The organism is Hoeflea sp. IMCC20628 (genome assembly GCF_001011155.1).
Lineage (GTDB): Bacteria > Pseudomonadota > Alphaproteobacteria > Rhizobiales > Rhizobiaceae > Hoeflea.
Window position 1 is genome coordinate 406,248 of record NZ_CP011479.1, and the last position, 19,846, is coordinate 426,093.

Genomic DNA, 19,846 nt, shown 5'->3' on the forward strand with positions numbered 1-19,846 from the left:
CAGGATCACCCGAAATCCGGCTGTTTTCAGGCTGAATAATCTCGCTCGTCAGCTATTACCTTGCCATCGTTGGGAAGGCTTCCGGGCGGAGTGATCTCGACCTTGCCGCGCAGCTTGGTGATGGCAGCCAGAGTTGCCTCGATTGCTGCAGCTTCCGGTGTTGCACCCGGAACAGGCTCGGCCATAAGGGTCATCGTGTCGGCATCGTCTGACCGGCCGACGACCAGCCGCGCGCGGGCGATTTCAGGGTGCGCCTTGAGCACTTCGGACACCTGCTTGGGGTCGACGAACATGCCTTTGATCTTGGTTCGCTGATCGGCGCGGCCCATCCAGCCCTGAATTCGCGGACCTGTCCGGCCGCAGGGCGACAGGCCAGTCAGGATCGCCGACAAATCTCCGGTTCCGAAGCGGACCAGCGGATAGCCGGGGTTTAGCGTGGTGACGACGAGTTCGCCGACTTCGCCTTCGGGGACGGGATCATTGGTCCCGGGGCGGACGATTTCGACAATCATATCCTCATTGACGATCATGCCGGGGTGCGGCGCGCCATTGGCGTCAGCGCTTTCATAAGCGATAACTCCCAGATCGGCAGTTGCATAGCATTGAAGCACCGACACATGCCGGTCAGTGTAATATTGTCGCAGGGATGGAAACAGCGCGCCGCCAGAGACCAGCGCCCGTTTTATCGAAGACATGTCGCGGCCCAGTTCGTCGGCCTTTTCGAGAATTGTCTTGAGATAATCAGGTGTACCGGTGAACCCCGACGGCTTGAGCTTCGAAGCTGCATCGACTTGCGCTTCGGTATTGCCGACGCCTGCGGGGAACACCAGGCATCCCAGGGCACGGGCGCCTTCATCGAGAATGAAGCCACCCGGGGTCATGTGATAGGCAAGGCTGTTGTGAACCATGTCACCAGCCCGGAAGCCTGCAGCAAACAGCGCGCGGGCCGAAGCCCAGGGATCAACGCCAAGCCCTTGCGGTTCCCACACCGGTCCCGGTGACATGAACACACGGTTGCCCTTCAAGGCCTCCGGATCGGCAAGCCCGCCGAAGGGCGGATTGGCGTGCTGCATCTGCATCAAGTCGGGTTTGCGCAACACCGGAAGTGTCGCCAAGGCCGCCTTGTTCACGAGTTTTTCGGGGTCGGGATGACCGAGCCAGGCATCAAGGGCCGGGAGCCGCTCAAGACTGCGGCTCAGCAGGGTCCGCAGGGTCTCGAATGTTTGCTGCTCGCGCGCGTCGGGCGTGCGGGTTTCACGATCATCGAAATGGCTGGTCATCGTTGGTGCCTGTGCTTGCTTGCCCGGAGCGCGTCACGGTTCAACTCAACCCCGAAACGTTCTAGATGCGGCGAACCAAGGTGAACTGTGCGCCTGTTGAGGAAGTGCAGTTGAGCTGGGATTGGCCAGCAAGTGCGCAATTTACCCTTGATGTGGTCTGACGCAGCAGTGAAGTCAGTTCGATTTCGACGATCTGGTCGGATACGTGACGATACGATCCTTCCGCCAGAAGCGAATTGGTATCGGTTGTGCGGGTCTCGAAGCGACCGGCTGAAAAGCTCGAGATGATGCCGTTGGGGTCAACCCACTGGCCTTCTATGCCCTGAGGTTGCACGGCCATCGGGCGCGGGCTGTAGGACGCTGACTGGCAGGCGGCCAAAAGGCCGGCGAGAGCGCCAATGGCGATGATGCGGTGCAGTTTCATGGCGCGTGCTTCCCTCGAGCTGTCATCAATACGATTCTTACGATGTAAGAATGCCGCGCCAGCACGGCGAAAGCAAGGCGGCGGCATTCCGGCCGGCCTGACGGCCGGTCCGGGTGTTGTTGTTCGTGGTCAGTCTAACGCACCAGAACGTTGCGGAACTGCCAGGGATCGGACTCGTCGATGTCTTCCGGGAACAGTCCGGGACGACCGGTCAACGGGGTCCAGTCGGTGTAGTGGCCTTCGACCGGGCCGAGATAAGGCGATTGCACTTCGAGGCAGCGCTTGTAGTCGACCTCGTCGGCCTCGACGATACCGGCCTTCGGGTTTTCGAGCGCCCAGACCATGCCGGCCAGAACAGCCGACGTCACCTGCATGCCGGTGGCGTTCTGATAGGGGGCGAGGCGGCGGGTTTCTTCCAGCGACAGGCGCGAGCCATACCAGTAAGCGTTCTTGTCGTGGCCATAGAGCAGCACGCCGAGCTCATCGAGCCCCTCGACCAGTTCGTGTTCGTCGAGCACATGCAGCACTGGTTGCGCGGTGCCGCCATTTCCGAACATCTCATCCAGCGACAGCACGGCATCATTGGCCGGATGGTAGGCGTAATGGCAGGTCGGGCGATAGGAGACGTCGCCTTTCTTGTCCTTGACCGTGAAGTAATCGGCAATCGAGACCGATTCATTGTGGGTGACAAGGAAGCCGTATTGCGGGCCGGGAGTCGGGCACCAGGTCCGCACGCGGGTGTTGGCGCCGGGTTGTTCAAGATAGATTGCGGCCTTGCAGCCTTTCTTGTGCTTCTTGGCGTTCTTCGGCATCCATTTTTCATGGGTGCCCCAGCCGAGTTCAGCCGGCTGCAGGCCTTCAGAGATGAAGCCCTCGACCGACCATGTGTTCCAGAACACGTTGAGCGGCTTTGGCGTCTTGCTCAGCTGCGTGTCGCGTTCGGCGATATGCACGCCCTTGACGCCCACTTTCTTCATCAGCTTGGCCCAGCCTTCGCGATCGTGCTGGTCGGGCTCCTTGAACTTGACGTTCAGATCGTTGGCGAGGTTGACCAGCGCCTGCTTGACGAACCACGAGACCATGCCTGGGTTGGCGCCGCAGGTGGAAACGGCCGTGGTGCCGCCAGGGTTCTTGTTCTTCTCGTGCCGCAGGGTCTCGCGCAGCGCATAGTTTGTGCGCTCGGAGTTTTTCATGTTCTTGTCGAAGTAGAAGCCGAGCCATGGCTCGATCACCGTGTCGATGTAGAGAACGTCGAGCTTGCGGCAGAGCTTGATCAGATCAACCGAGCCGGTATCAACGGAGAGATTGACGCAAAAACCCTGGCCTTCGCCTTCGGTCAGCAGAGGTTTCAGAAGGTCCTTGTAATTGTCCTTGGTGACATGGGCCTTGATGTGCCTGATGCCGTGCTGGGCAAGGATTTCCATGTCTCCGGCGTCTTCACGCGGATCGATGACAACCATCCGGCTCTTGTCGAACTTGAAGTGACGCTCGATCAGCGGCAACGTGCCGCGTCCGATCGATCCGAACCCGATCATCACGATCGGTCCGGTGATGTCGCCATAGACGGGATAATCCTGCTGGGTCATGCCATTCGCTCCATTAACAAGCGCTGCAGCCGTCTGCGGCGGTAGCGGCGGCGTAAATCATACTTCGCTGTTACAATAAAGCGAAATCAGATGGCTCAGCTGTCCATCGCCTCCAGCTCATCGATCATGCCCTCGATCATCGACAGGCCCTGGTTCCAGAAGCCGGGATCGGAGGCATCGAGGCCGAAGGGCGCCAGAAGCTCCGAGTGATGCTTGGTGCCGCCAGCCTTGAGCATGTCGAAATAGCGGTCGCGGAATCCTTCGGGAGACTTTTCGTAGACAGAGTAGAGCGAATTGACCAGGCAATCGCCAAATGCGTAGGCATAGACGTAAAATGGCGAGTGGATGAAATGCGGGATATAGGCCCAGAATGTCTCATATCCCTCTGACAATTCAACCGCAGGTCCCAGGCTTTCCGATTGAACGTCAAGCCAGAGTTTGCCGAGTTGTTCAGACGTCAGTTCGCCTTCGCGTCGTGCGGTGTGGACCCGGCGCTCAAATTCGTAAAACGCGATCTGGCGGACCACGGTGTTGATCATGTCCTCGACCTTCTGGGCCAGCATGGCCTTGCGCTCGCGGCGGTCGGAGGTGCGCTCGAGCAGGGCGCGGAAGGTCAGCATTTCGCCAAATACCGAGGCGGTTTCGGCCAGGGTCAGCGGCGTCGAGGACATCAGCGCACCCTGGTCGCCGGCCAATACTTGATGCACGCCATGGCCAAGCTCGTGAGCCAGCGTCATCACGTCGCGCGGTTTGCCCAGATAATTGACCAGCACATAGGGATGAACCGAAGGCACGGTCGGATGGGCGAAAGCGCCAGACATCTTGCCGGGACGGCTGGGTGCATCAATCCAGCGTTCGTCAAAGAAACGACGGGCGATGTCGGCCATTTCCGGCGCAAAGCCATGGTAGGCGGACAGCACCGTGTTCTTGGCCTCATCCCAGGAAATGGTCTCAAGCGGTGTTTCGGGAAGCGGCGCGTTGCGATCCCAGAACTCGAGCTTTTCAAGGCCAAGCCAGCGGGCTTTCATCGCGTAGTAACGATGCGACAGCCGCGGCGCAGCCTCGCGCACAGCCTGGGCGAGCGCGTCAACCACCGGCCGTTCGACCCGGTTGGCCAGATGGCGGCTGTCGGCGATGTCTTCGAAGCCGCGCCAGCGGTCGGAGATTTCCTTGTCCTTGGCCAGCGTGTTGGTAATCAGGGTGAAGGTACGCAAATTTTCCTTGAACGTCGCTGCCAGCGCCTGGCCGGCTTTCTTTCGCTTGGCACCATCAGCATCCTGCAGCAGAGACAGCGTGTTTTCGAGAGGCAGCTTTTCATCGTCTATGATGAATTCGAGGCTGCCCATGGTCTCGTCGAACAACCGGTTCCAGGCGGTGTGGCCAGTCATCGACTTTTCATGGAACAATTGCTCGATGCGGTCTTCAAGCTGGTAGGGCCGGTCGAGCCTGAGATCATGGATCCAGGAAGTGTAGCGCGCGGCGCGGGTGTCGCGGCCTAAACTGTCCTCGATTACCGAGTCTTCGATTCGGTTGAGTTCCAGCGCGAAGAACAGAAGATGTGCGCTGGCGTCCGTCATCGCGCTTTGCACATCGCCGTAGAATTTGGCGATCTTTGAGTCTGACGTGTCGGAAAAATAGGCCAGTCCGGCGTAGGAAATGATCCGGCCCATCAATTCCTCGAGCTGTTCATAGGCCTCGATCGCTGCACCCAACCCTTCATCTCCGGAGGTCATTGCGGCTTGGGTGATCCGGCCTTTCCAGCGCGCTTCGAAGGCTTCGGCGCGGCTTAGGGCTTCGGCGAGGTCGGACTTGAATTCGGGCGCTTCCGGCCCTGAGTAAAGATCATCGAGATTCCATACGGGCAACTGACCCAAGGCAGCATCCGGTCCCCGGGATGTCGCGGGTGCGTGGACAGGCGCATGGTCCAGAATTGATTTCGGCATGTGGGCACTCACTTTCGATGACGGGACAGGCAAAGCGACATTCCGGTTTTACTGGCAGCGGCGATTAAAATGCAATCATTTCTCGAAATCCCATTTTCAGCCTTTTCTGGCAACCTTGGGTCATGACGAAAGTCCGTTGCCCGCAACATCGGGAGTGAGGAACAAGACCCTTGTCCAATCGTGTACTAATAGTCGATGACGATCCGGTTCAGCGCCGCTTGCTCAAGGCAGCGGCTGAGCGCTCCGGGTATGAGACAGAACTGTTTCAGGACGGGCGCACGGCGCTGGCTCGGCTGACCGATCCCGCTAAGACGGTTGATGTGGTCGTGCTCGACCTGATGATGCCCGATATGGGTGGCCTGGAAGTGCTGGAGCATATGCGCACGGCCGGTATCTCGGTGCCCGTCATTGTCCAGACCGGCCAGGGCGGTATTGAGACAGTGGTCAAGGCGATGCGCGCGGGGGCGTTTGACTTTGTGGTCAAGCCGGTTTCCCCGGAGCGACTGGGATTGTCACTGTCCAATGCGCTCAAGACATCACGGATCGGCGCAGTGCCAAAGCCTTCCCGCAAAGACGCAGGTTTCCAGAATATCGTCGCCGCCAGCCCGGCCATGGAGCGGGTAATTTCGCTTGGACGCCGCGCCGCGGCATCCGTCATTCCGGTCGTTCTAGAAGGCGAATCCGGGGTGGGCAAGGAAATGATCGCGCATGCCATTCAGGCTGAAAGCAACAGGCGCAACAAGCCATTCGTGACTGTCAACTGCGGCGCAATCCCCGAAAACCTGGTTGAGAGTATCCTGTTCGGCCACGAGAAGGGTGCGTTTACTGGCGCCACCGAGAGTCATGCCGGCAAATTCGCCGAAGCCGATGGCGGCACGCTCTTTCTCGACGAAATTGGTGAATTGCCTCCGGAAATTCAGGTCAAACTGTTGCGTGCGGTTCAGTTGGGCGAGATTGAAACCGTTGGGGCGCGATTGTCGAAAAAGGTGGATATCCGGCTGATTTCGGCGACCAACAAGGATCTGATTGCCGAGGTCAAGGCTGGCCGTTTCCGGGAGGATCTGTATTACCGGCTCAATGTGTTCCCGATCCATGTTCCGGCGCTGCGCAAGCGCAAGGAAGACATCCCGCAACTGGTTCGCCATTTCGCCAAGCGGTTTTCGGATGTGATCGGCGGCAACCGCCTGCGCAGCGTCGCGCCCGACGCCATGGCGTTGCTCACTGCCCACGATTGGCCGGGCAACATACGCGAGCTGGAAAACGCCATGCACCGGGCGATTGTCTTGTGCGACGGCGAGACGCTGACGGTCGATCTTTTCCCGCAGATAGCAGCGCAGGTTCCGGGATACAGTCTTTCGGTGCCCGACAGTGCGGCAGAACCTCGCGCTTGGGCTGAATTGCGATCCGCAGTGGCAGCCCCACTGGAGCAAGCCCGGGCCGTGGATCTGGCGACGTTCGATCCGGCCGCCAGCCCGGAGCATATAACACCCATCGGTGCCGGTGTGCCCGCGGTCAACGCGGTGACGCCGGAGGGTGAAGTGCGTCCGATTGCTGAAGTCGAGGAGGAACTCATCCGCTTCGCCTTGTCATTTTATCGCGGACAGATGAGTGAAGTCGCCCGCCGCCTCGGTATTGGCCGGTCAACGCTCTACCGCAAGCTCAAGGACTACGCGATAAATCCCGATGATCCCGACCGCGAGGCCGCCTGAGCGACAATCCTGATGGATTAAAAAAAACCTGTTTCCGGTTTGATCTGCTTCATTCCTTGTTAAGTGATTATTCACTATAAAAGGCTGAGCAGCGATACATGGCCGGTTTGCCATTGTGTCACCGCATTTGGTCACCAGATGGTGATTGATCACGGTTTTTCCGGCGTTCGGGGACAGCTTTGGCGATAATGACAACGAATTCAGGTTTGGTATGGGCCACATGGTCTTCGGGTGTACGCCTGTGGGGCCAGTCGCGGACTGCTGTATTGTCGGCGGTATTGCGGATTTTCTTGTTGGTGCTGATCGCGGCGTCTGCCGGACTGGCGACAACCGTCGGCGCGTCGTCGGAGACGCGCTCGCTCAAGCTCTATTACATTCACACCAAGGAAAAAGCCGAGATCGTTTTCAAACGCAATGGAAAATACGATCAGGCTGGCTTGAACAAACTCAACCGTTTTCTGCGGGACTGGCGGCGCAATGAGCCGACCAAGATGGATCCGCGACTGTTTGACCTTGTCTGGGAAGTTTACAACAGGGTAGGTGGGCGCGACTATATCAATGTGATTTCAGCCTACCGCTCGCCTGCCACCAATGACATGCTGCGCCGGACCCGCGGCGGCCAGGCCAAGAAAAGCCAGCACATGGTCGGCAGGGCGATGGATTTTTATATCCCTGGCGTGAAACTCACCACACTTCGTAACGCTGCCATGAAAGTTCAGGGCGGTGGCGTGGGCTATTATCCAAAATCAGGATCGCCCTTCGTCCATCTTGATGTGGCGAGTGTTCGGGCCTGGCCACGTATGAGCCGGCAGGAACTCAGCAAGCTCTTCCCGGACGGCAAGACCCTCCATCTTCCGCCGGACGGCAAGCCACTTCCTGGATACAAGGTTGCCCTGGCTGACTATAAACGTCGCGGTGGAGCAATCGTGTCGACCAGTGGGGGCAATTCCAGCTCCGACAAAAAGCGCTCAGGCGGATTGCTGGCCGCACTGTTTGGCGGCGGTGACGAGGACGAAGAACCCGAAGCAATCGCAGCGGCTCCAGTTCCGAAAGCCGCGCCGCAGCAGACCGAAGTCGCGGCCTTGCCCGGCGTGTCTGCCGAAAACGCGCCGCCGGCCGAGCTGGCATTCGCGCTTCCTGCTCGGGGCCCGATGCCTGTCGCCCGTCCTACAGTCGAACAACCGGTGGTGATGGCTGCATTGGCCCCGCCGGAACCCATCTTGCCTGCACAGGCTGAAATAGAGGCGTTTGCGGCAGCCGCCAATGCGGACGTCGCAACACTCCCTCCGGCCAAAATCGATCTGGCGTCTATTCGCGCGCCGATCCCGGAATTGCTGGCTGAACGGGCTCTGGCTCCCAAGCCTGCTCCGGAAACCCCCGTTGTGGAAGTGGCCGCGTTGCCGGTCCCGAATCTGCCGGTCCCCGACCTGATCGAAACCCGCATGCTTTCTAGCGCGCCGCAGCCCGTTCAGGAAACGGAGACCGCAGCGGTGACGCCTGAACCGGCTGAGCTTTCTCCCGCCCCAGCGGCAAAGATCGCCTCATTGCCTTCTGGGGATGATTTTGTTCCGTTGCCGATCCGCAGGCCTGGAGATCGCGCCGGTGATCGTGTCCCTGCGATTGAGGTCGCATCTCTGGAGCAGGTCCCGGTTCCCGTCCAGCGCGGGGCGCGCCTTGAAGCAACATCGATATCAGCGACTGCGTCGCGCAAAGGTGACCGGCCAACAGCCAGCGCGGTGGCCGATCAGCAGCCGCGGGCGGTCCGGACCGAGCCCAAGCTGACCGATACCATGATCTCCAATTGGGCCTTGTCGCAGGAGCGTGTGAACAAGATGACGACGCTGCCTGGCAAGGGCCGACGGTTTGTCGTCAACCAGCTGCGTGCGGCGCCGACTGTTGTTTATGCTAACGCCTTTGCGCCGGGCGGCGATCTTCCGCACAATGAGTTCACCGGATCTGCGGTCAACTTCATCGCGGTTGCCCGATTCGGGAAATAGACCGCCGGATCTTGCTAGCAAGTTGATGCAGTCCCCGAGACATGCCCAAAAATTTGGCCGCTTAATCAAACTGATCAAGCGGCCATAATGGCTTCACAGTCTTGAAGCGCGCACAGTCGTGCGAGCTGTCTTAGCTGGCGTCTTCCGGCTCCGGAGCCATGCCGAGCGCGTGCAGGTAGGTGTCGAGAATGGCTTCCTGCTCCAACCGGTCGTTCGCATCCTGCTTGCGGATGGCAACGACTTTCCGGAGCACTTTTACATCGTAGCCGGTTGATTTGGCCTCGCCATAGACATCCTTGATGTCGTCAGCGATGGTTTTCTTTTCTTCTTCCAGCCGTTCAATGCGCTCGACAAAGGAACGGAGCTGGTCGCGGGCGACGGCGCCGGCATCAGACATGGGGTCACTCCTGAAAGGACAGATGAGGGGTCAATTGCAAGATGCTTCAAGTGCCCAAACGCGGCCGTCGGGTCAAGGGCGTTTGCACAATAGAGGTTGAATAATCACATTCCTGTGGAGATCCCGGCGCGCGAACGTCAGATCACGCGGGAACCGTGCAATTCAATTTCGTGCAGTTCCGGCACATCGGCGAGCGTGGCAAGAATCGGAGCGAGGCGGTTGGCCCATGATTCGATGCCGGCCTCGTCGCCAATCAGGTCCTGGCGGATCTCGAGCAAGGCGTGGGCAATGCCGGTCATCGAGCAATGCCGGTGCATGGTGTCGCCTTTGAGCGCTCCGTCGTAGGGTTCGTTGTTGCCGACGATCAGTGCGGGATCTGCGGCCAGCTGATTTATCAACATAAGTGCCGCCCGTGGGTCGGTGTCCCACAGAACGCCAGCGTGCCAGGGTCTCGCCACACCTTTCCAGGCATGGGTGAAGGAATGCATCGATATGACCAATGGCGGCTTGCCGGATTTGCGCCACGTCTCGGCAATAACTGTGGAAACGGCATCATGATATGGCCGGTGGAAGAGATCGAGACGGCGCTCGCGCTCTTCGGCGGAAAGCGGATGGTTAGCCGGAATCACCATCCCGTCGGAAAGCTTCATGATCAGGGTCGGATCATCTTCGCCGCGGTTGGGATCGATCAGCAAACGCGAGAAGCAGCCGAGAACGGCTGGAATTCCCAGGCGGGTGCAAAGACTGCGGGTAACCGCTTCTACCCCGATGTCATAAGCAATGTGGCGTGCAAATGCTGCGGCGGGCAGACCGAGGTCGCCATATTCGGCGGGCAAACGGTTCATCGCGTGGTCGGCGAGGATCACAAGCGAGCGGCTTGGGTCGCCAGGAATGATTTCAAAGGGCTGAAAGCCGGACATCGCGGAATTGGGAACTCGGTTTGAGAAATGCTCTACTGGATGGAATCAATTGCACAGCCTTTAGCCACGGGCAACCGCCGCGATAGGGTTCTTTCTTCGCCTGAGGCATATAATTGCCGGGAAAGCGCGCGAAGCTTGACTTTAGGCTTGTGCCATTCGTTGACTTTCACGGCCTCGCGGCGCAAAAAGCAACCCACAAGCCATTAGCGGAGACTGACCAGAATTGATGTTTCGCGAGTTGCCACAAATCCATTTCACCATCGCCAAATTTGCCGCGCTCCTATCCCTGACCGTCGGGGCGTTGACGCTTGCCGGCGTCGCAGAAGCCCGGGCGGACTTCCGGGTGTGCAATGGCACACAATCCCTGGTCGGCGGAGCAATAGGGTACCGCACGGAGGAAGGTTGGGTCACCGAGGGCTGGTGGCAAATCCCCGCCAATTCCTGTGCCACTCTGATTGAGGGGCAGATGGGATCGCGATACTATTACCTTTACGCCGAGGACGCCGGCGGCGGTGGTCGCTGGGGCGGTGACATCAATATGTGTGTCGCCGACAATGAATTCCGCATCGTTGGCGTCGAGGACTGCTTTGCTCGCGGATTCCAGCGCGTGGGTTTCAAGGAATACGATACCGGACGGCAAGGAAGTTGGATGGTCCAGCTGTCGGATGCCCCGGAAGCGCCAGAAAGCCAAAATTGATGAAGCGGCTACGCAATGTAAAAATTCTCGCTACACTCGGACCAGCGTCGTCGGACGAAGCGATGATCCAAAAATTGCATGAAGCGGGGGCAGACCTGTTTCGCATCAATATGAGCCATTCAACTCATGAAATGATGCGGACACTGGTCAGTCGCATCCGTGCGGTGGAAACAAAGTGCGGCCGGCCGATAGGCATTCTCGCCGACCTGCAGGGCCCTAAACTGCGAGTCGGCAAATTTGTTGATGGCGAAGCGACCCTCGTTGCTGGCCAGACCTTCACGCTCGACAACAAAGACGTTCCGGGCGATTCAAATCGGGTGTTCCTCCCGCATCCGGAGATTCTGGAAGCGGTTCAGACGGGCCACCGCTTGTTGATTGATGACGGACGGCTGCAATTGATTGCCGTGAAATCCGACAAGACTTCAATCACTTGCACAGTGGTCAATGGCACCAAGATTTCCGACAGAAAGGGCGTCAGCCTGCCTGATACACTGCTGGAAAGCGGAGCTCTGACCGAGAAAGACAGAAAAGATCTCGACGCTATTCTGGCCGTCGATGATGTCGACTGGATTGCGCTGTCCTTCATTCAGCGACCTGAAGATGTCTCGGAAGTCCGAAAGATTACCCGTGGCCGTGTCGGCCTGATGTCAAAGATCGAAAAGCCACAGGCGCTTGAACGTATTGATGAGATCATTGAACTCTCAGACGCACTGATGGTGGCGCGCGGTGATCTCGGTGTGGAAATGCCGGTTGAATCAGTGCCTGGTATCCAGAAACAGCTCACCCGCGCCTGCCGCAAGGCCGGCAAGCCGGTGGTGGTTGCGACCCAGATGCTGGAATCAATGATTTCCGCGTCGGTTCCGACGCGCGCCGAAGTCTCCGATGTCGCCACCGCTGTCTTTGAAGGTGCAGATGCGGTGATGCTGTCGGCTGAATCCGCTGCCGGGGATTATCCGGTCGAGGCGGTCACGATGATGGCGTCGATTGCCCGCAAGGTCGAGCGCGATCCGAACTATCCAGGCATCATCTATTCCCAGCGCCCGGTGCCCGATGCCACTGGCGCCGATGCTATTTCGCTGGCGGCGCGTCAAATCGCCGAAACGCTCAATCTGTCGGCTATCGTTTGCTACACCTCGTCCGGTAATACCGGGCTGCGCGCTGCGCGTGAGCGGCCGAATGTGCCGGTCATAGCCTTGTCACCGGTGATCCAGACCGCGCGACGGTTGTCAGTCGTCTGGGGGCTGCATTGCGTGGTGACCCAGGATGCAACCGACCTTGACGACATGGTCGATCGGGCCTGCCGCATCGCCTTCCGCGAAGAATTCGGCAAGCCGGGCGACCGCATCATCATTTCGGCTGGCGTGCCGCTTGGAACGCCGGGTTCGACCAATATGCTGCGCATTGCCTATATCGGGTCTGACGGAATGACCGGCATCTGACCAGACAATAATTATTGCAGCGCAACCTATCCGGCGGAGGAAACTTCGCCGGAACAGGTGGCATGGTCATTGACCAGTGCGGCTTCAGCCAGTGCGGCAGCGGCTTTCAGATCCACGTCGCGGCCCGCTACTTTTTCGATGGCGCGCACCGCAAGCCCTGTCGTCACGTGATCCGGCTTGTGGCCGAGATTGCGGATCCAGATCAGTTCCGCGCCCTCAATGTCGCGCGCCAATCCTTCAGAGTGAATGTGGGCCAGCACAACGGAATCACTGTCTCCGGTGATTATGACCGTTGGAGCCGTGATCTCGGTGTAGCGCGGCGAAACGCGTGCCAGATAGGGTTTCAGGTTAGAGACATCGATGGCGTTGTAACGAAACGCCTTTGGCCTGAGCACCAATCCCGGCGCGGTTTCAGTGATGTAGTCACCGGGCGTCGGGTTTGGCGCGAAAACGCAAGCCGACCCGCTTTCCAGCCGCGTCAGCCCAGCCGGTAGAGCCAGCACATTGGCAAACAGTTGACCGATCGCCGGCATGCTGGTCAGGCGGTAGTACCAGGCTATGCCGCCGGGCCAGGGATGGGTGGCGGGCGCCAGAAACACCAGGCCTGCAATCATCTCCGGCTTGTCGAGCGCGAGACTTGCGGTGATCGCTCCACCGAAGGAGTGGCCGATGATGATGGCTTTCGATATCCCCTTGGCACGCATGGCCCGCGCAATGGCGTCGGCCTGGCCGTCGGGGGTGTTGTTTTCCGCGCCACCGCGCTCGGACCAGCCATGGCCAGGGCGGTCGATGAACAGCATCTCGGCGCGGCCTTCGAGTTTGAACCTGAAGGGGATCATCTGATCCCGGAGATTACCGCTGGCGCCATGAATGAACACCAGCGCCGGCAGATCGGCTGTGTCGGGCCTCGGGATATGCACGGCGTGAAGCCGGTAGCCGCCAACATCGATCATGTCGCCAACAGGGGGATACGAGGCCTCGATTTCGCGTGACTTGACTATGGTCAAGGCTGCAAGGCCGGCAATCAGCAGCAATAGGGCGGCAAGTACATAGATCATGGTGGTGAGGATCGGTCTTTGGAACAACATGAAGGGTCGACGCTGTCTAAGTTGAAGGCGAGGGCAGGGCACCTTCCATGCGATACGGTTTTGAACGAAGAAAGTTTCAGGGAGAGATCAGGTTTTGCTGCCGGCGAGTTTTTCAGCCAGTTCTCCGACCCTTTTCTGCGCCTGCTGATTCGCCGGGTAGATTTCAAGCATCTGCTCCCAGGCTCGAAGCTCCAGTTCATCATTCCCTGAGTCGGAGAGGATGGCGGCCATGCCAGCGATGGCGCCAAAATGGCGCGGTTCAAGCGCGAGTACCCGATCGATGTCGGCCATGGATTTTCCGTAGTTGCCCATCATGTAATGCAGTGTGGCTCTACGGTTCCAGCCCTCGGCGAAGTCAGGCATCAGCACGATGGCCTGATCAAGCAGATCGAGCGCCAGCCCATTTTTCCGGTCAGCGATGGCCTTGTCTGCCCATTGCACCAGAAGATTTGTGGTGGCGCTGCCCGAATCACGCCAGCGCATCCAGATGCGTTCGCTGACTTGCTTGGCCTGCTTGGCGTCGCGCGTGCGTTTGAGCTCTGAAAACAGGGAGTCGAGGGTAACTGCCGGTTTGGCCGTGACGCTTGATTTAAGCGCTTCGGGCTTGGCCTGGGCAAATGCCTGCATTCCGGCCGTGCCTGCGGTCAGGACCACAGCAAGGCTCAGGGGAATGATTCTGAAAAATGAAAAATGGCGCATGACGGAAAACTAGTCCGTCTGCGCCAAAGATCAAATGCAAATTTCAGTGATCGCCAAGCGACCTGCTGCTTCAGCCCTGGCGAGCCTTGAAGCGCGGGTTCATCTTGTTGATGATGTAAACGCGGCCCTTGCGGCGAACCAGACGGTTGTCGCGGTGGCGTGCTTTGAGCGATTTAAGCGAATTCTTGATCTTCATTATTCTGATCCGCGGGTTATGCGGGCGAACGACGTCGCCCATTCAAACAAAAACGCGCCACCAAGGGACGCGCTCATCGGTTGCACGCATGTAGCCGCTTGGGCTTTTTCTGTCAACTCCGGGGGAGTTATTTCCCGATAGATAGCGGTTTAAAACAGCTATTTTTGCGTGCTGATCCGGGTGACATGGCCCATCTTGCGACCAGGACGCGCTTCGGATTTGCCGTAGAGATGCAGCACGGAATTGGATTCAGCTGCAATCTGGGGAACGCGGTTGATATCGTCGCCGATCAGGTTCTCCATCACGCAATCGGAATGCCGCTCGGGGTCACCCAGCGGCAGGCCGGTAATGGCGCGAATGTGCTGTTCAAACTGGGAGATTGCGCAGGCGGCTTCCGTCCAGTGGCCCGAATTGTGCACCCGGGGGGCGATTTCATTGACGAGCAAGCGGTGGCTCTCGCCATCGCGAACAGCAAAGAACTCGACAGCAAAAACCCCGACATAATCCAGATGGCCGGCGATTGCTGAGGCGATCCTGACCGCTTCTGAGCGGGCTTCGGCTCCCAGTGTCGATGGGATGGTCGAGGTGTGCAGAATATGGTTGCGGTGAATATTTTCCGCAACGTCAAAGGCGCGAACTTCGCCCGAAAGACCGCGTGCGGCAATCACCGACACTTCGCATTCGAAGTGAACGAAGGACTCCAGAATTGCCATCTGGCCTTGCATGGCGGCAAAGGCAGACTCGGCGTCCTCAGGCCGGACCAGTTTTGCCTGGCCCTTGCCGTCATAGCCCAGCCGGGTGGTCTTCAAAACAGCCGGCAGCCCGGTTGTTTTGATCGCACCATCAAGATCAGACCAAACCGATACGGCAGCAAACAAAGCTGTTTCGGCCCCGAGGTCTCGCGCCATGGATTTTTCCAGCAGCCGGTCCTGCGCCACCTCGAGAGCTTTCGACCCGGGTCTGACCGGAACACGCGATTCGAGCCATTGCACCGCTGCCACCGGCACGTTTTCGAATTCGTAGGTGACCACGTCACAAAATTCGGCCAGTTGCTCCAGAGCCTCGGGATCGTCATAGCTTGCGACGATCTGGCTGTTGGCAACCTGTGCTGCAGGCGCATGGACGTCGGGTTCAAGAATGGTGGTTTTGTAGCCCAGGCGTGCCGCCGCCATCGCCAGCATCCGGCCAAGCTGACCGCCGCCGATGATGCCGATCATGGCGCCCGGCGCGAGCGGTTCGGCGCTCATGGCTGATCAACCGGAAAATCGGCCACGGCATCGGTGCGGGCCTGGCGCCAGGCATCGAGCCTGTCAGCCAGCGCGGTATCATTGAGAGCTAGCACACTTGCGGCGAGCAAGGCGGCGTTGACCGCGCCTGCCTTTCCGATGGCCAAAGTGCCGACGGGAATGCCGGCCGGCATCTGTACGATCGATAAGAGGCTGTCCTGTCCCGAGAGCGCCTTGGATTCCACCGGAACTCCGAACACCGGCAAGGGTGTAAAGGCCGCGGTCATGCCGGGCAGATGCGCAGCGCCGCCGGCTCCGGCAATGATCACCTGGAATCCGTCGGCACGTGCGCCCTTGGCAAAGGCAACCAGGCGGTCCGGCGTGCGGTGCGCGGAGATGATGAGGGGCTGATGGGCAATGCCGAGTTCGGCCAGCGTTTCGGCGGCGTGTTTCATTGTTGGCCAGTCAGACTGGCTGCCCATGATTACTGCGACCTTCGGAGTTGGGTTAACGGTCATGCGCGGCTCCGCGAGGTCAGGCAATGATATCCGGAATGATCTGGTCTTCGATCTTGCTGATCTTGTCCTTGATCACGAGTTTCTTCTTTTTCATGCGTTGAACGCGCAACTGGTCACAGCCAACCTGGATCATGGCGTTGATTGCGACGTCGAAGTCTTCGTGTTCATGACGCAATCGCGCGACCAACATACGCAATTCCGCCTGTTCCTGATTGGACATGCCATTTTCCCGTCTCAGTCATGCTGTCGGCGCTTGCCCGACCTTTTTTGTCGTTTCGGCGCTCGTACCACACAATCAGGTGTAACGGGAAGTTATCCCCATACAGAAATCACCTTCGACAAAAGGAAAAAGCCGTGGCACACTCCCAGACGTCAACAAGTGATTTGCACCGGTGTCCCGGCGCCGGCGCATCCCAACCAAGGAGACGCTTATGTCGATTGATGCTCATCTTGCCACACTTGAAAAGAAGCACGGTGATCTGGAGGCTGAACTCCAGACAGTACAAGCCCAGCCGTCTGTCCATGACGAGATGATTGCTGACATCAAACGACGCAAACTACGCCTTAAAGATCAGATCAAACGTCTTCGGTCCGCTACACAACATTGACCAGATTTACATGACACCAAGATGACACGGCGCGGGCTTTTCCCGCGCCGTTTTGTTTGGGACCAAGCCGGAGTCGGCTGGCTCAAGTGAACCAGCATGGTTTTCAGAGCTGCAGTTGATTTGAACGCGACACGCATCATTTCAAAGAGTTACAACGCCGCTGCGGCACAATGGCGCTGCATCAAGCCAGAACTGATCGATCCATAGATTGAGATGTAGAAAGCCGTCGGTGTTGACAGCATAAATCCGGCGTGTGCCCTGACTGCTGACCGTCACCAGATTGCATTCGAGCAGCGCTTTAAGGTGTTGCGAAACCGCAGGGCGGCTGATCGGCAGTCCGTCGGCCAGTTCATTGACCGTCCGGGGCTGGCGGCGCAGCTCTTCCAGCAGGTAACGCCTGTTGGGATCGGCGATGGCTTGGAAAGTATCCATGGTCATAAAAGCAAGCTAAATCAAAGGATTTCGCCGGGCAAGCCTTTTGTGCGCTGCAACGAGTAGGCTCCGCTCAAGTGTCATGCGCTTGAGCAGAACGATGCTCTAAAGCAGCCTGCGCTGTTTGAAACACCAGGCCATCCTTCAAGCAGATGCCGTTTTATTTCGTCCCACCGAGTGTTCTGGCTTCGTCACGCAGCAAATATTTTTGAATCTTGCCTGTCGATGTCTTGGGGACTTCCTGAAATATTACTGTACGCGGACACTTGAAACGCGCCAGCAATCCGCGGCAGTGCTCGATCACGTCCGCCTCGCTCAGGCTATAACCAGGCCGAAGCTCGACGAAGGCGCAGGGGGTTTCGCCCCATTTGTCATCGGGCCGGGCAACGACCGCCGCCGCCAGAATGCCGGGATGTTTGTAAAGTGCGTCTTCGACCTCGATCGAAGAGATGTTCTCGCCGCCCGATATAATGATGTCCTTGGAGCGATCCTTGAGCTGCAAATAGCCGTCGGGATGGATGACGCCGAGGTCGCCAGAATGAAACCATCCGCCCCGGAAGGCCTCTTCGCTGGCCGCCGGATTTTTCAGATAGCCCTTCATGACGATATTGCCGCGAAACATGACCTCGCCAATCGTTTCGCCATCTGCAGGCGTTCGTTCCATGGTCTTTGGATCCATCACCGCCAGATTTTCAAGCGCCGGATAACGAACTCCCTGACGGGCTTTTTTGGTGGTCCGGGCGCCATGGTCGAGCGCTGTCCATTCCGCCTTCCATTCGTTGACGACGGCGGGTCCGTAGGTCTCGGTCAGGCCATAGAGGTGAACCACCTCGAAACCGGCATCGGCCATGCCGGCCAGTACGGATTCCGGCGGAGGTGCTGCTGCCGTGTTGAAGCTGACTGTGTGGGAAAAATCGCGTTTTTCATCTTCGGGCGCATTCAGAAGTGCCGACATGACAATCGGTGCGCCGCACAAATGGGTCACGCCGTGATCAGCGATCGCGTCATATATGGCTTTGGCACGGACCCAGCGCAGGCAGACATGAGTGCCGCCGACAACGCCCAGCGTCCAGGGGAAGCACCAGCCATTGCAGTGAAACATCGGCAGGGTCCAGAGATAGACCGGGTGACGCCCCATGCCTGAAGCGATCACATTGGAGTAGCCCATCATGGCCGCGCCGCGGTGGTGATAGACCACACCCTTGGGGTTGCCGGTTGTGCCGGAGGTGTAATTGAGCGAGACCGAATCCCATTCGTCATGCGGCACGCTGCGAGTGAATTGCGCAGAAGCAGCCGCTACCAGTTTCTCGTAATCCAGAGTGCCGATGCGGGCGCCCTTGGGGAACGGCGCGTCGTCAGGATATTCGGTGTCGTCATAATCGATGACAATCGGACTTGTCTCGGCAAGGCTCAACGCCTCGGCGACAACGCCTGAAAATTCGCGATCAACGATCAGGATCTTGCACTCGGCGTGATCAAGCTGGAATGCTATTGCCGGTGGATCGAGCCGTGTGTTGATCGAATGCAGGACGGCCCCGGTCATGGGCACGCCGTGATGGGCTTCAAGCATCGCCGGGGTGTTCGACAGCATCACCGAAACGGTGTCTCCCCTGGTCGCTCCCAGTGAGGTCAGCGCGTTGGCCAACTGTTTTGAACGTTTGAGAAAGTCCCGATAGCTCAGGCGCAGTGCGCCATGGATGATCGCAGTATGGTCGGGATGAACGATGGCCGCCCGCTCAAGGTGAGCCAGCGGCGTCAGAGGCTGATAGTTGGCGGCATTGCGGTCGAGATCGGTCTCGTAAGGATTGGTGCTCAAGATCTGGTTCCTGTGCCTGTTTGGTAATCGGTCCCGGGCATCAAATCACCTCAACGCCCGGCTGTCATCAGGCCATTAGGTGAACCGCTCCATCCCAAATCAGCTTCAGCGCGGCCAGCAGCACCATCACGTACATGAATGGATAGAAAATGTCCGGTTTCATCCGCCTGACGATGTATACGCCGCCCAGCGTCGCCACCGGGGCCAATGGCGCCAACACCAGTGAGGTCGACAAATTGGTAGTGTCGAACTGGCCGAGCGCAAAATAGGGAACCAGTTTGATTGCATTGATAATGGCAAAAAACCGGACGCTGGTTCCGGTGTAGGTCTTCGGATCCTGCCTGAGCGGCAGGGCGTAGATCTGGTAGGGCGGGCCTCCGGCATGGGAAACGAAGCTGGTGAACCCTGACAAAGTGCCCCAAAATGCGCCCCTTGCCGGCTGGTGGGCGCGTGCAACTGGTTGGTCGCCGCTGCGGGACGAGATCAGGTTTTGGCTGACGTACCGCCAGACGAACCAGAGTGCGACCGCCCCGACTATGAGTTTGATCATCGGGACAGTTACCCAGGCTGCCGTGAACCAACCGATTGCGATCCCGAGAAGCGCGCCAGGCAACATGATCACCAGAGTTTTTCTGTCCCAGTGGCTGCGCCAGCTCCACAGGCTGACGATATCCATGACAATCAGGATTGGAAGGAGGATTGCGACTGCCTGCACCGGCGAGATGGTCAAAGCCATCAGCGGGACTCCCAGCAGCGCCATGGCACCGCCAAATCCGCCTTTTGAAAGGCCGACAAGGATCACGGCAGGGATTGCCGTAGCGTAGAAGATCGGGTCAGTCATCATCGGAGTGGTTGATCCTTGTGCCGCGCC

20 protein-coding genes are annotated in these 19,846 nt (G+C 58.7%); 5 read left to right on the forward strand and 15 right to left on the reverse strand.

The features are described from left to right. Positions 1-26: 26 nt before the first annotated feature. From IMCC20628_RS01855 to IMCC20628_RS01870, 4 genes are all read right to left on the reverse strand, one after another. Positions 27-1,280 carry an AMP-binding protein gene (locus IMCC20628_RS01855; protein WP_047028782.1) on the reverse strand — a complete coding sequence of 418 codons (1,254 nt, stop codon included), beginning with the start codon at positions 1,278-1,280 and terminating at the stop codon, positions 27-29. A 61-nt stretch (positions 1,281-1,341) separates the two neighbouring features. Further along, entirely contained in the window at positions 1,342-1,704 is a 363-nt protein-coding gene (gene omp10, locus IMCC20628_RS01860) for an outer membrane lipoprotein Omp10 (RefSeq protein WP_047028783.1), read from the reverse strand. A gap of 134 nt (positions 1,705-1,838) precedes the next feature. Beyond that, positions 1,839-3,290 (reverse strand): homospermidine synthase, encoded by a 1,452-nt coding sequence (locus IMCC20628_RS01865; RefSeq protein ID WP_047028784.1) that lies wholly within the window; start codon positions 3,288-3,290, stop codon positions 1,839-1,841. Positions 3,291-3,385: 95 nt separating this feature from the next. Then, positions 3,386-5,233 (reverse strand): M3 family oligoendopeptidase, encoded by a 1,848-nt coding sequence (locus IMCC20628_RS01870; RefSeq protein WP_047028785.1) that lies wholly within the window; start codon positions 5,231-5,233, stop codon positions 3,386-3,388. Between the two features lie 170 nt (positions 5,234-5,403). Between IMCC20628_RS01870 and IMCC20628_RS01875 the strand changes: the two genes are divergently transcribed. Both IMCC20628_RS01875 and IMCC20628_RS01880 read left to right on the forward strand, forming a co-directional pair. Beyond that, positions 5,404-6,942: a sigma-54 dependent transcriptional regulator gene (locus IMCC20628_RS01875; RefSeq protein WP_047028786.1), complete on the forward strand. Its 1,539-nt coding sequence runs from the start codon at positions 5,404-5,406 to the stop codon at positions 6,940-6,942. 188 nt (positions 6,943-7,130) lie between these two features. After that, positions 7,131-8,939 carry a DUF882 domain-containing protein gene (locus IMCC20628_RS01880; protein WP_245307860.1) on the forward strand — a complete coding sequence of 603 codons (1,809 nt, stop codon included), beginning with the start codon at positions 7,131-7,133 and terminating at the stop codon, positions 8,937-8,939. A 130-nt stretch (positions 8,940-9,069) separates the two neighbouring features. On the opposite strand, the gene IMCC20628_RS01885 is transcribed toward IMCC20628_RS01880, so the two are convergent. Both IMCC20628_RS01885 and IMCC20628_RS01890 read right to left on the reverse strand, forming a co-directional pair. Beyond that, positions 9,070-9,336: a DUF2312 domain-containing protein gene (locus IMCC20628_RS01885; RefSeq protein WP_047028787.1), complete on the reverse strand. Its 267-nt coding sequence runs from the start codon at positions 9,334-9,336 to the stop codon at positions 9,070-9,072. A 137-nt stretch (positions 9,337-9,473) separates the two neighbouring features. Continuing rightward, positions 9,474-10,256 carry an N-formylglutamate amidohydrolase gene (locus IMCC20628_RS01890; protein WP_047028788.1) on the reverse strand — a complete coding sequence of 261 codons (783 nt, stop codon included), beginning with the start codon at positions 10,254-10,256 and terminating at the stop codon, positions 9,474-9,476. Positions 10,257-10,482: 226 nt separating this feature from the next. On the opposite strand from IMCC20628_RS01890, the gene IMCC20628_RS01895 reads away from it, so the two are divergent. Then, complete coding sequence (locus IMCC20628_RS01895) at positions 10,483-10,953, forward strand: DUF1036 domain-containing protein (RefSeq protein WP_047028789.1); 471 nt, start codon at positions 10,483-10,485, stop codon at positions 10,951-10,953. Then, positions 10,953-12,392 (forward strand): pyruvate kinase, encoded by a 1,440-nt coding sequence (gene pyk, locus IMCC20628_RS01900; RefSeq protein ID WP_047028790.1) that lies wholly within the window; start codon positions 10,953-10,955, stop codon positions 12,390-12,392. Before IMCC20628_RS01895 ends, pyk begins: the two co-directional genes overlap by 1 nt. Positions 12,393-12,418: 26 nt before the next feature. Here the strand turns inward: pyk and IMCC20628_RS01905 are convergent, their stop codons facing one another. The 6 genes from IMCC20628_RS01905 to IMCC20628_RS01930 form a co-directional block, all read right to left on the reverse strand. Then, entirely contained in the window at positions 12,419-13,450 is a 1,032-nt protein-coding gene (locus IMCC20628_RS01905; RefSeq protein WP_047032178.1) for an alpha/beta hydrolase, read from the reverse strand. A 117-nt stretch (positions 13,451-13,567) separates the two neighbouring features. After that, positions 13,568-14,179, reverse strand: a complete 612-nt coding sequence (locus IMCC20628_RS01910) for a hypothetical protein (protein WP_047028791.1) — start codon at positions 14,177-14,179, stop codon at positions 13,568-13,570. A 70-nt stretch (positions 14,180-14,249) separates the two neighbouring features. Further along, positions 14,250-14,375, reverse strand: coding sequence for a type B 50S ribosomal protein L36 (ykgO, locus tag IMCC20628_RS01915; protein ID WP_047028792.1), 126 nt, complete (start codon positions 14,373-14,375; stop codon positions 14,250-14,252). 158 nt (positions 14,376-14,533) lie between these two features. After that, complete coding sequence (locus tag IMCC20628_RS01920; protein ID WP_047028793.1) at positions 14,534-15,622, reverse strand: 5-(carboxyamino)imidazole ribonucleotide synthase; 1,089 nt, start codon at positions 15,620-15,622, stop codon at positions 14,534-14,536. Further along, the gene (purE, locus tag IMCC20628_RS01925; RefSeq protein WP_047028794.1) at positions 15,619-16,119 is read right to left on the reverse strand and encodes a 5-(carboxyamino)imidazole ribonucleotide mutase; all 501 of its coding nucleotides are present in this window, start codon (positions 16,117-16,119) and stop codon (positions 15,619-15,621) included. Before purE ends, IMCC20628_RS01920 begins: the two co-directional genes overlap by 4 nt. 16 nt (positions 16,120-16,135) lie before the next feature. Continuing rightward, positions 16,136-16,339 (reverse strand): DUF465 domain-containing protein, encoded by a 204-nt coding sequence (locus IMCC20628_RS01930; protein ID WP_047028795.1) that lies wholly within the window; start codon positions 16,337-16,339, stop codon positions 16,136-16,138. Positions 16,340-16,550: 211 nt separating this feature from the next. On the opposite strand from IMCC20628_RS01930, the gene IMCC20628_RS24520 reads away from it, so the two are divergent. After that, complete coding sequence (locus IMCC20628_RS24520) at positions 16,551-16,727, forward strand: DUF465 domain-containing protein (RefSeq protein ID WP_047028796.1); 177 nt, start codon at positions 16,551-16,553, stop codon at positions 16,725-16,727. A 141-nt stretch (positions 16,728-16,868) separates the two neighbouring features. Here the strand turns inward: IMCC20628_RS24520 and IMCC20628_RS01940 are convergent, their stop codons facing one another. The 3 genes from IMCC20628_RS01940 to IMCC20628_RS01950 form a co-directional block, all read right to left on the reverse strand. After that, positions 16,869-17,165, reverse strand: coding sequence for a metalloregulator ArsR/SmtB family transcription factor (locus IMCC20628_RS01940; RefSeq protein WP_047028797.1), 297 nt, complete (start codon positions 17,163-17,165; stop codon positions 16,869-16,871). Positions 17,166-17,319: 154 nt separating this feature from the next. After that, positions 17,320-18,975, reverse strand: a complete 1,656-nt coding sequence (locus tag IMCC20628_RS01945) for an acyl-CoA synthetase (protein WP_047028798.1) — start codon at positions 18,973-18,975, stop codon at positions 17,320-17,322. Positions 18,976-19,042: 67 nt separating this feature from the next. Beyond that, positions 19,043-19,819 carry a sulfite exporter TauE/SafE family protein gene (locus IMCC20628_RS01950; protein ID WP_047028799.1) on the reverse strand — a complete coding sequence of 259 codons (777 nt, stop codon included), beginning with the start codon at positions 19,817-19,819 and terminating at the stop codon, positions 19,043-19,045. Positions 19,820-19,846 lie beyond the last annotated feature (27 nt).

Bases quoted from the DNA above. Each gene is read 5' to 3' on its own strand.
- IMCC20628_RS01885 (WP_047028787.1), bottom strand. From the start codon at position 9,336: ATGTCTGATGCCGGCGCCGTCGCCCGCGACCAGCTCCGTTCCTTTGTC.
- IMCC20628_RS01905 (WP_047032178.1), bottom strand. From the start codon at position 13,450: ATGATCTATGTACTTGCCGCCCTATTGCTGCTGATTGCCGGCCTTGCA.
- IMCC20628_RS01920 (WP_047028793.1), bottom strand. From the start codon at position 15,622: ATGAGCGCCGAACCGCTCGCGCCGGGCGCCATGATCGGCATCATCGGC.
- pyk (WP_047028790.1), top strand. From the start codon at position 10,953: ATGAAGCGGCTACGCAATGTAAAAATTCTCGCTACACTCGGACCAGCG.
- IMCC20628_RS01950 (WP_047028799.1), bottom strand. From the start codon at position 19,819: ATGATGACTGACCCGATCTTCTACGCTACGGCAATCCCTGCCGTGATC.
- omp10 (WP_047028783.1), bottom strand. From the start codon at position 1,704: ATGAAACTGCACCGCATCATCGCCATTGGCGCTCTCGCCGGCCTTTTG.
- purE (WP_047028794.1), bottom strand. From the start codon at position 16,119: ATGACCGTTAACCCAACTCCGAAGGTCGCAGTAATCATGGGCAGCCAG.
- IMCC20628_RS01895 (WP_047028789.1), top strand. From the start codon at position 10,483: ATGTTTCGCGAGTTGCCACAAATCCATTTCACCATCGCCAAATTTGCC.
- IMCC20628_RS01910 (WP_047028791.1), bottom strand. From the start codon at position 14,179: ATGCGCCATTTTTCATTTTTCAGAATCATTCCCCTGAGCCTTGCTGTG.
- IMCC20628_RS01930 (WP_047028795.1), bottom strand. From the start codon at position 16,339: ATGTCCAATCAGGAACAGGCGGAATTGCGTATGTTGGTCGCGCGATTG.
- IMCC20628_RS01865 (WP_047028784.1), bottom strand. From the start codon at position 3,290: ATGACCCAGCAGGATTATCCCGTCTATGGCGACATCACCGGACCGATC.
- IMCC20628_RS01870 (WP_047028785.1), bottom strand. From the start codon at position 5,233: ATGCCGAAATCAATTCTGGACCATGCGCCTGTCCACGCACCCGCGACA.
- ykgO (WP_047028792.1), bottom strand. From the start codon at position 14,375: ATGAAGATCAAGAATTCGCTTAAATCGCTCAAAGCACGCCACCGCGAC.
- IMCC20628_RS01890 (WP_047028788.1), bottom strand. From the start codon at position 10,256: ATGTCCGGCTTTCAGCCCTTTGAAATCATTCCTGGCGACCCAAGCCGC.
- IMCC20628_RS01880 (WP_245307860.1), top strand. From the start codon at position 7,131: ATGACAACGAATTCAGGTTTGGTATGGGCCACATGGTCTTCGGGTGTA.
- IMCC20628_RS24520 (WP_047028796.1), top strand. From the start codon at position 16,551: ATGTCGATTGATGCTCATCTTGCCACACTTGAAAAGAAGCACGGTGAT.
- IMCC20628_RS01940 (WP_047028797.1), bottom strand. From the start codon at position 17,165: ATGACCATGGATACTTTCCAAGCCATCGCCGATCCCAACAGGCGTTAC.
- IMCC20628_RS01855 (WP_047028782.1), bottom strand. From the start codon at position 1,280: ATGACCAGCCATTTCGATGATCGTGAAACCCGCACGCCCGACGCGCGC.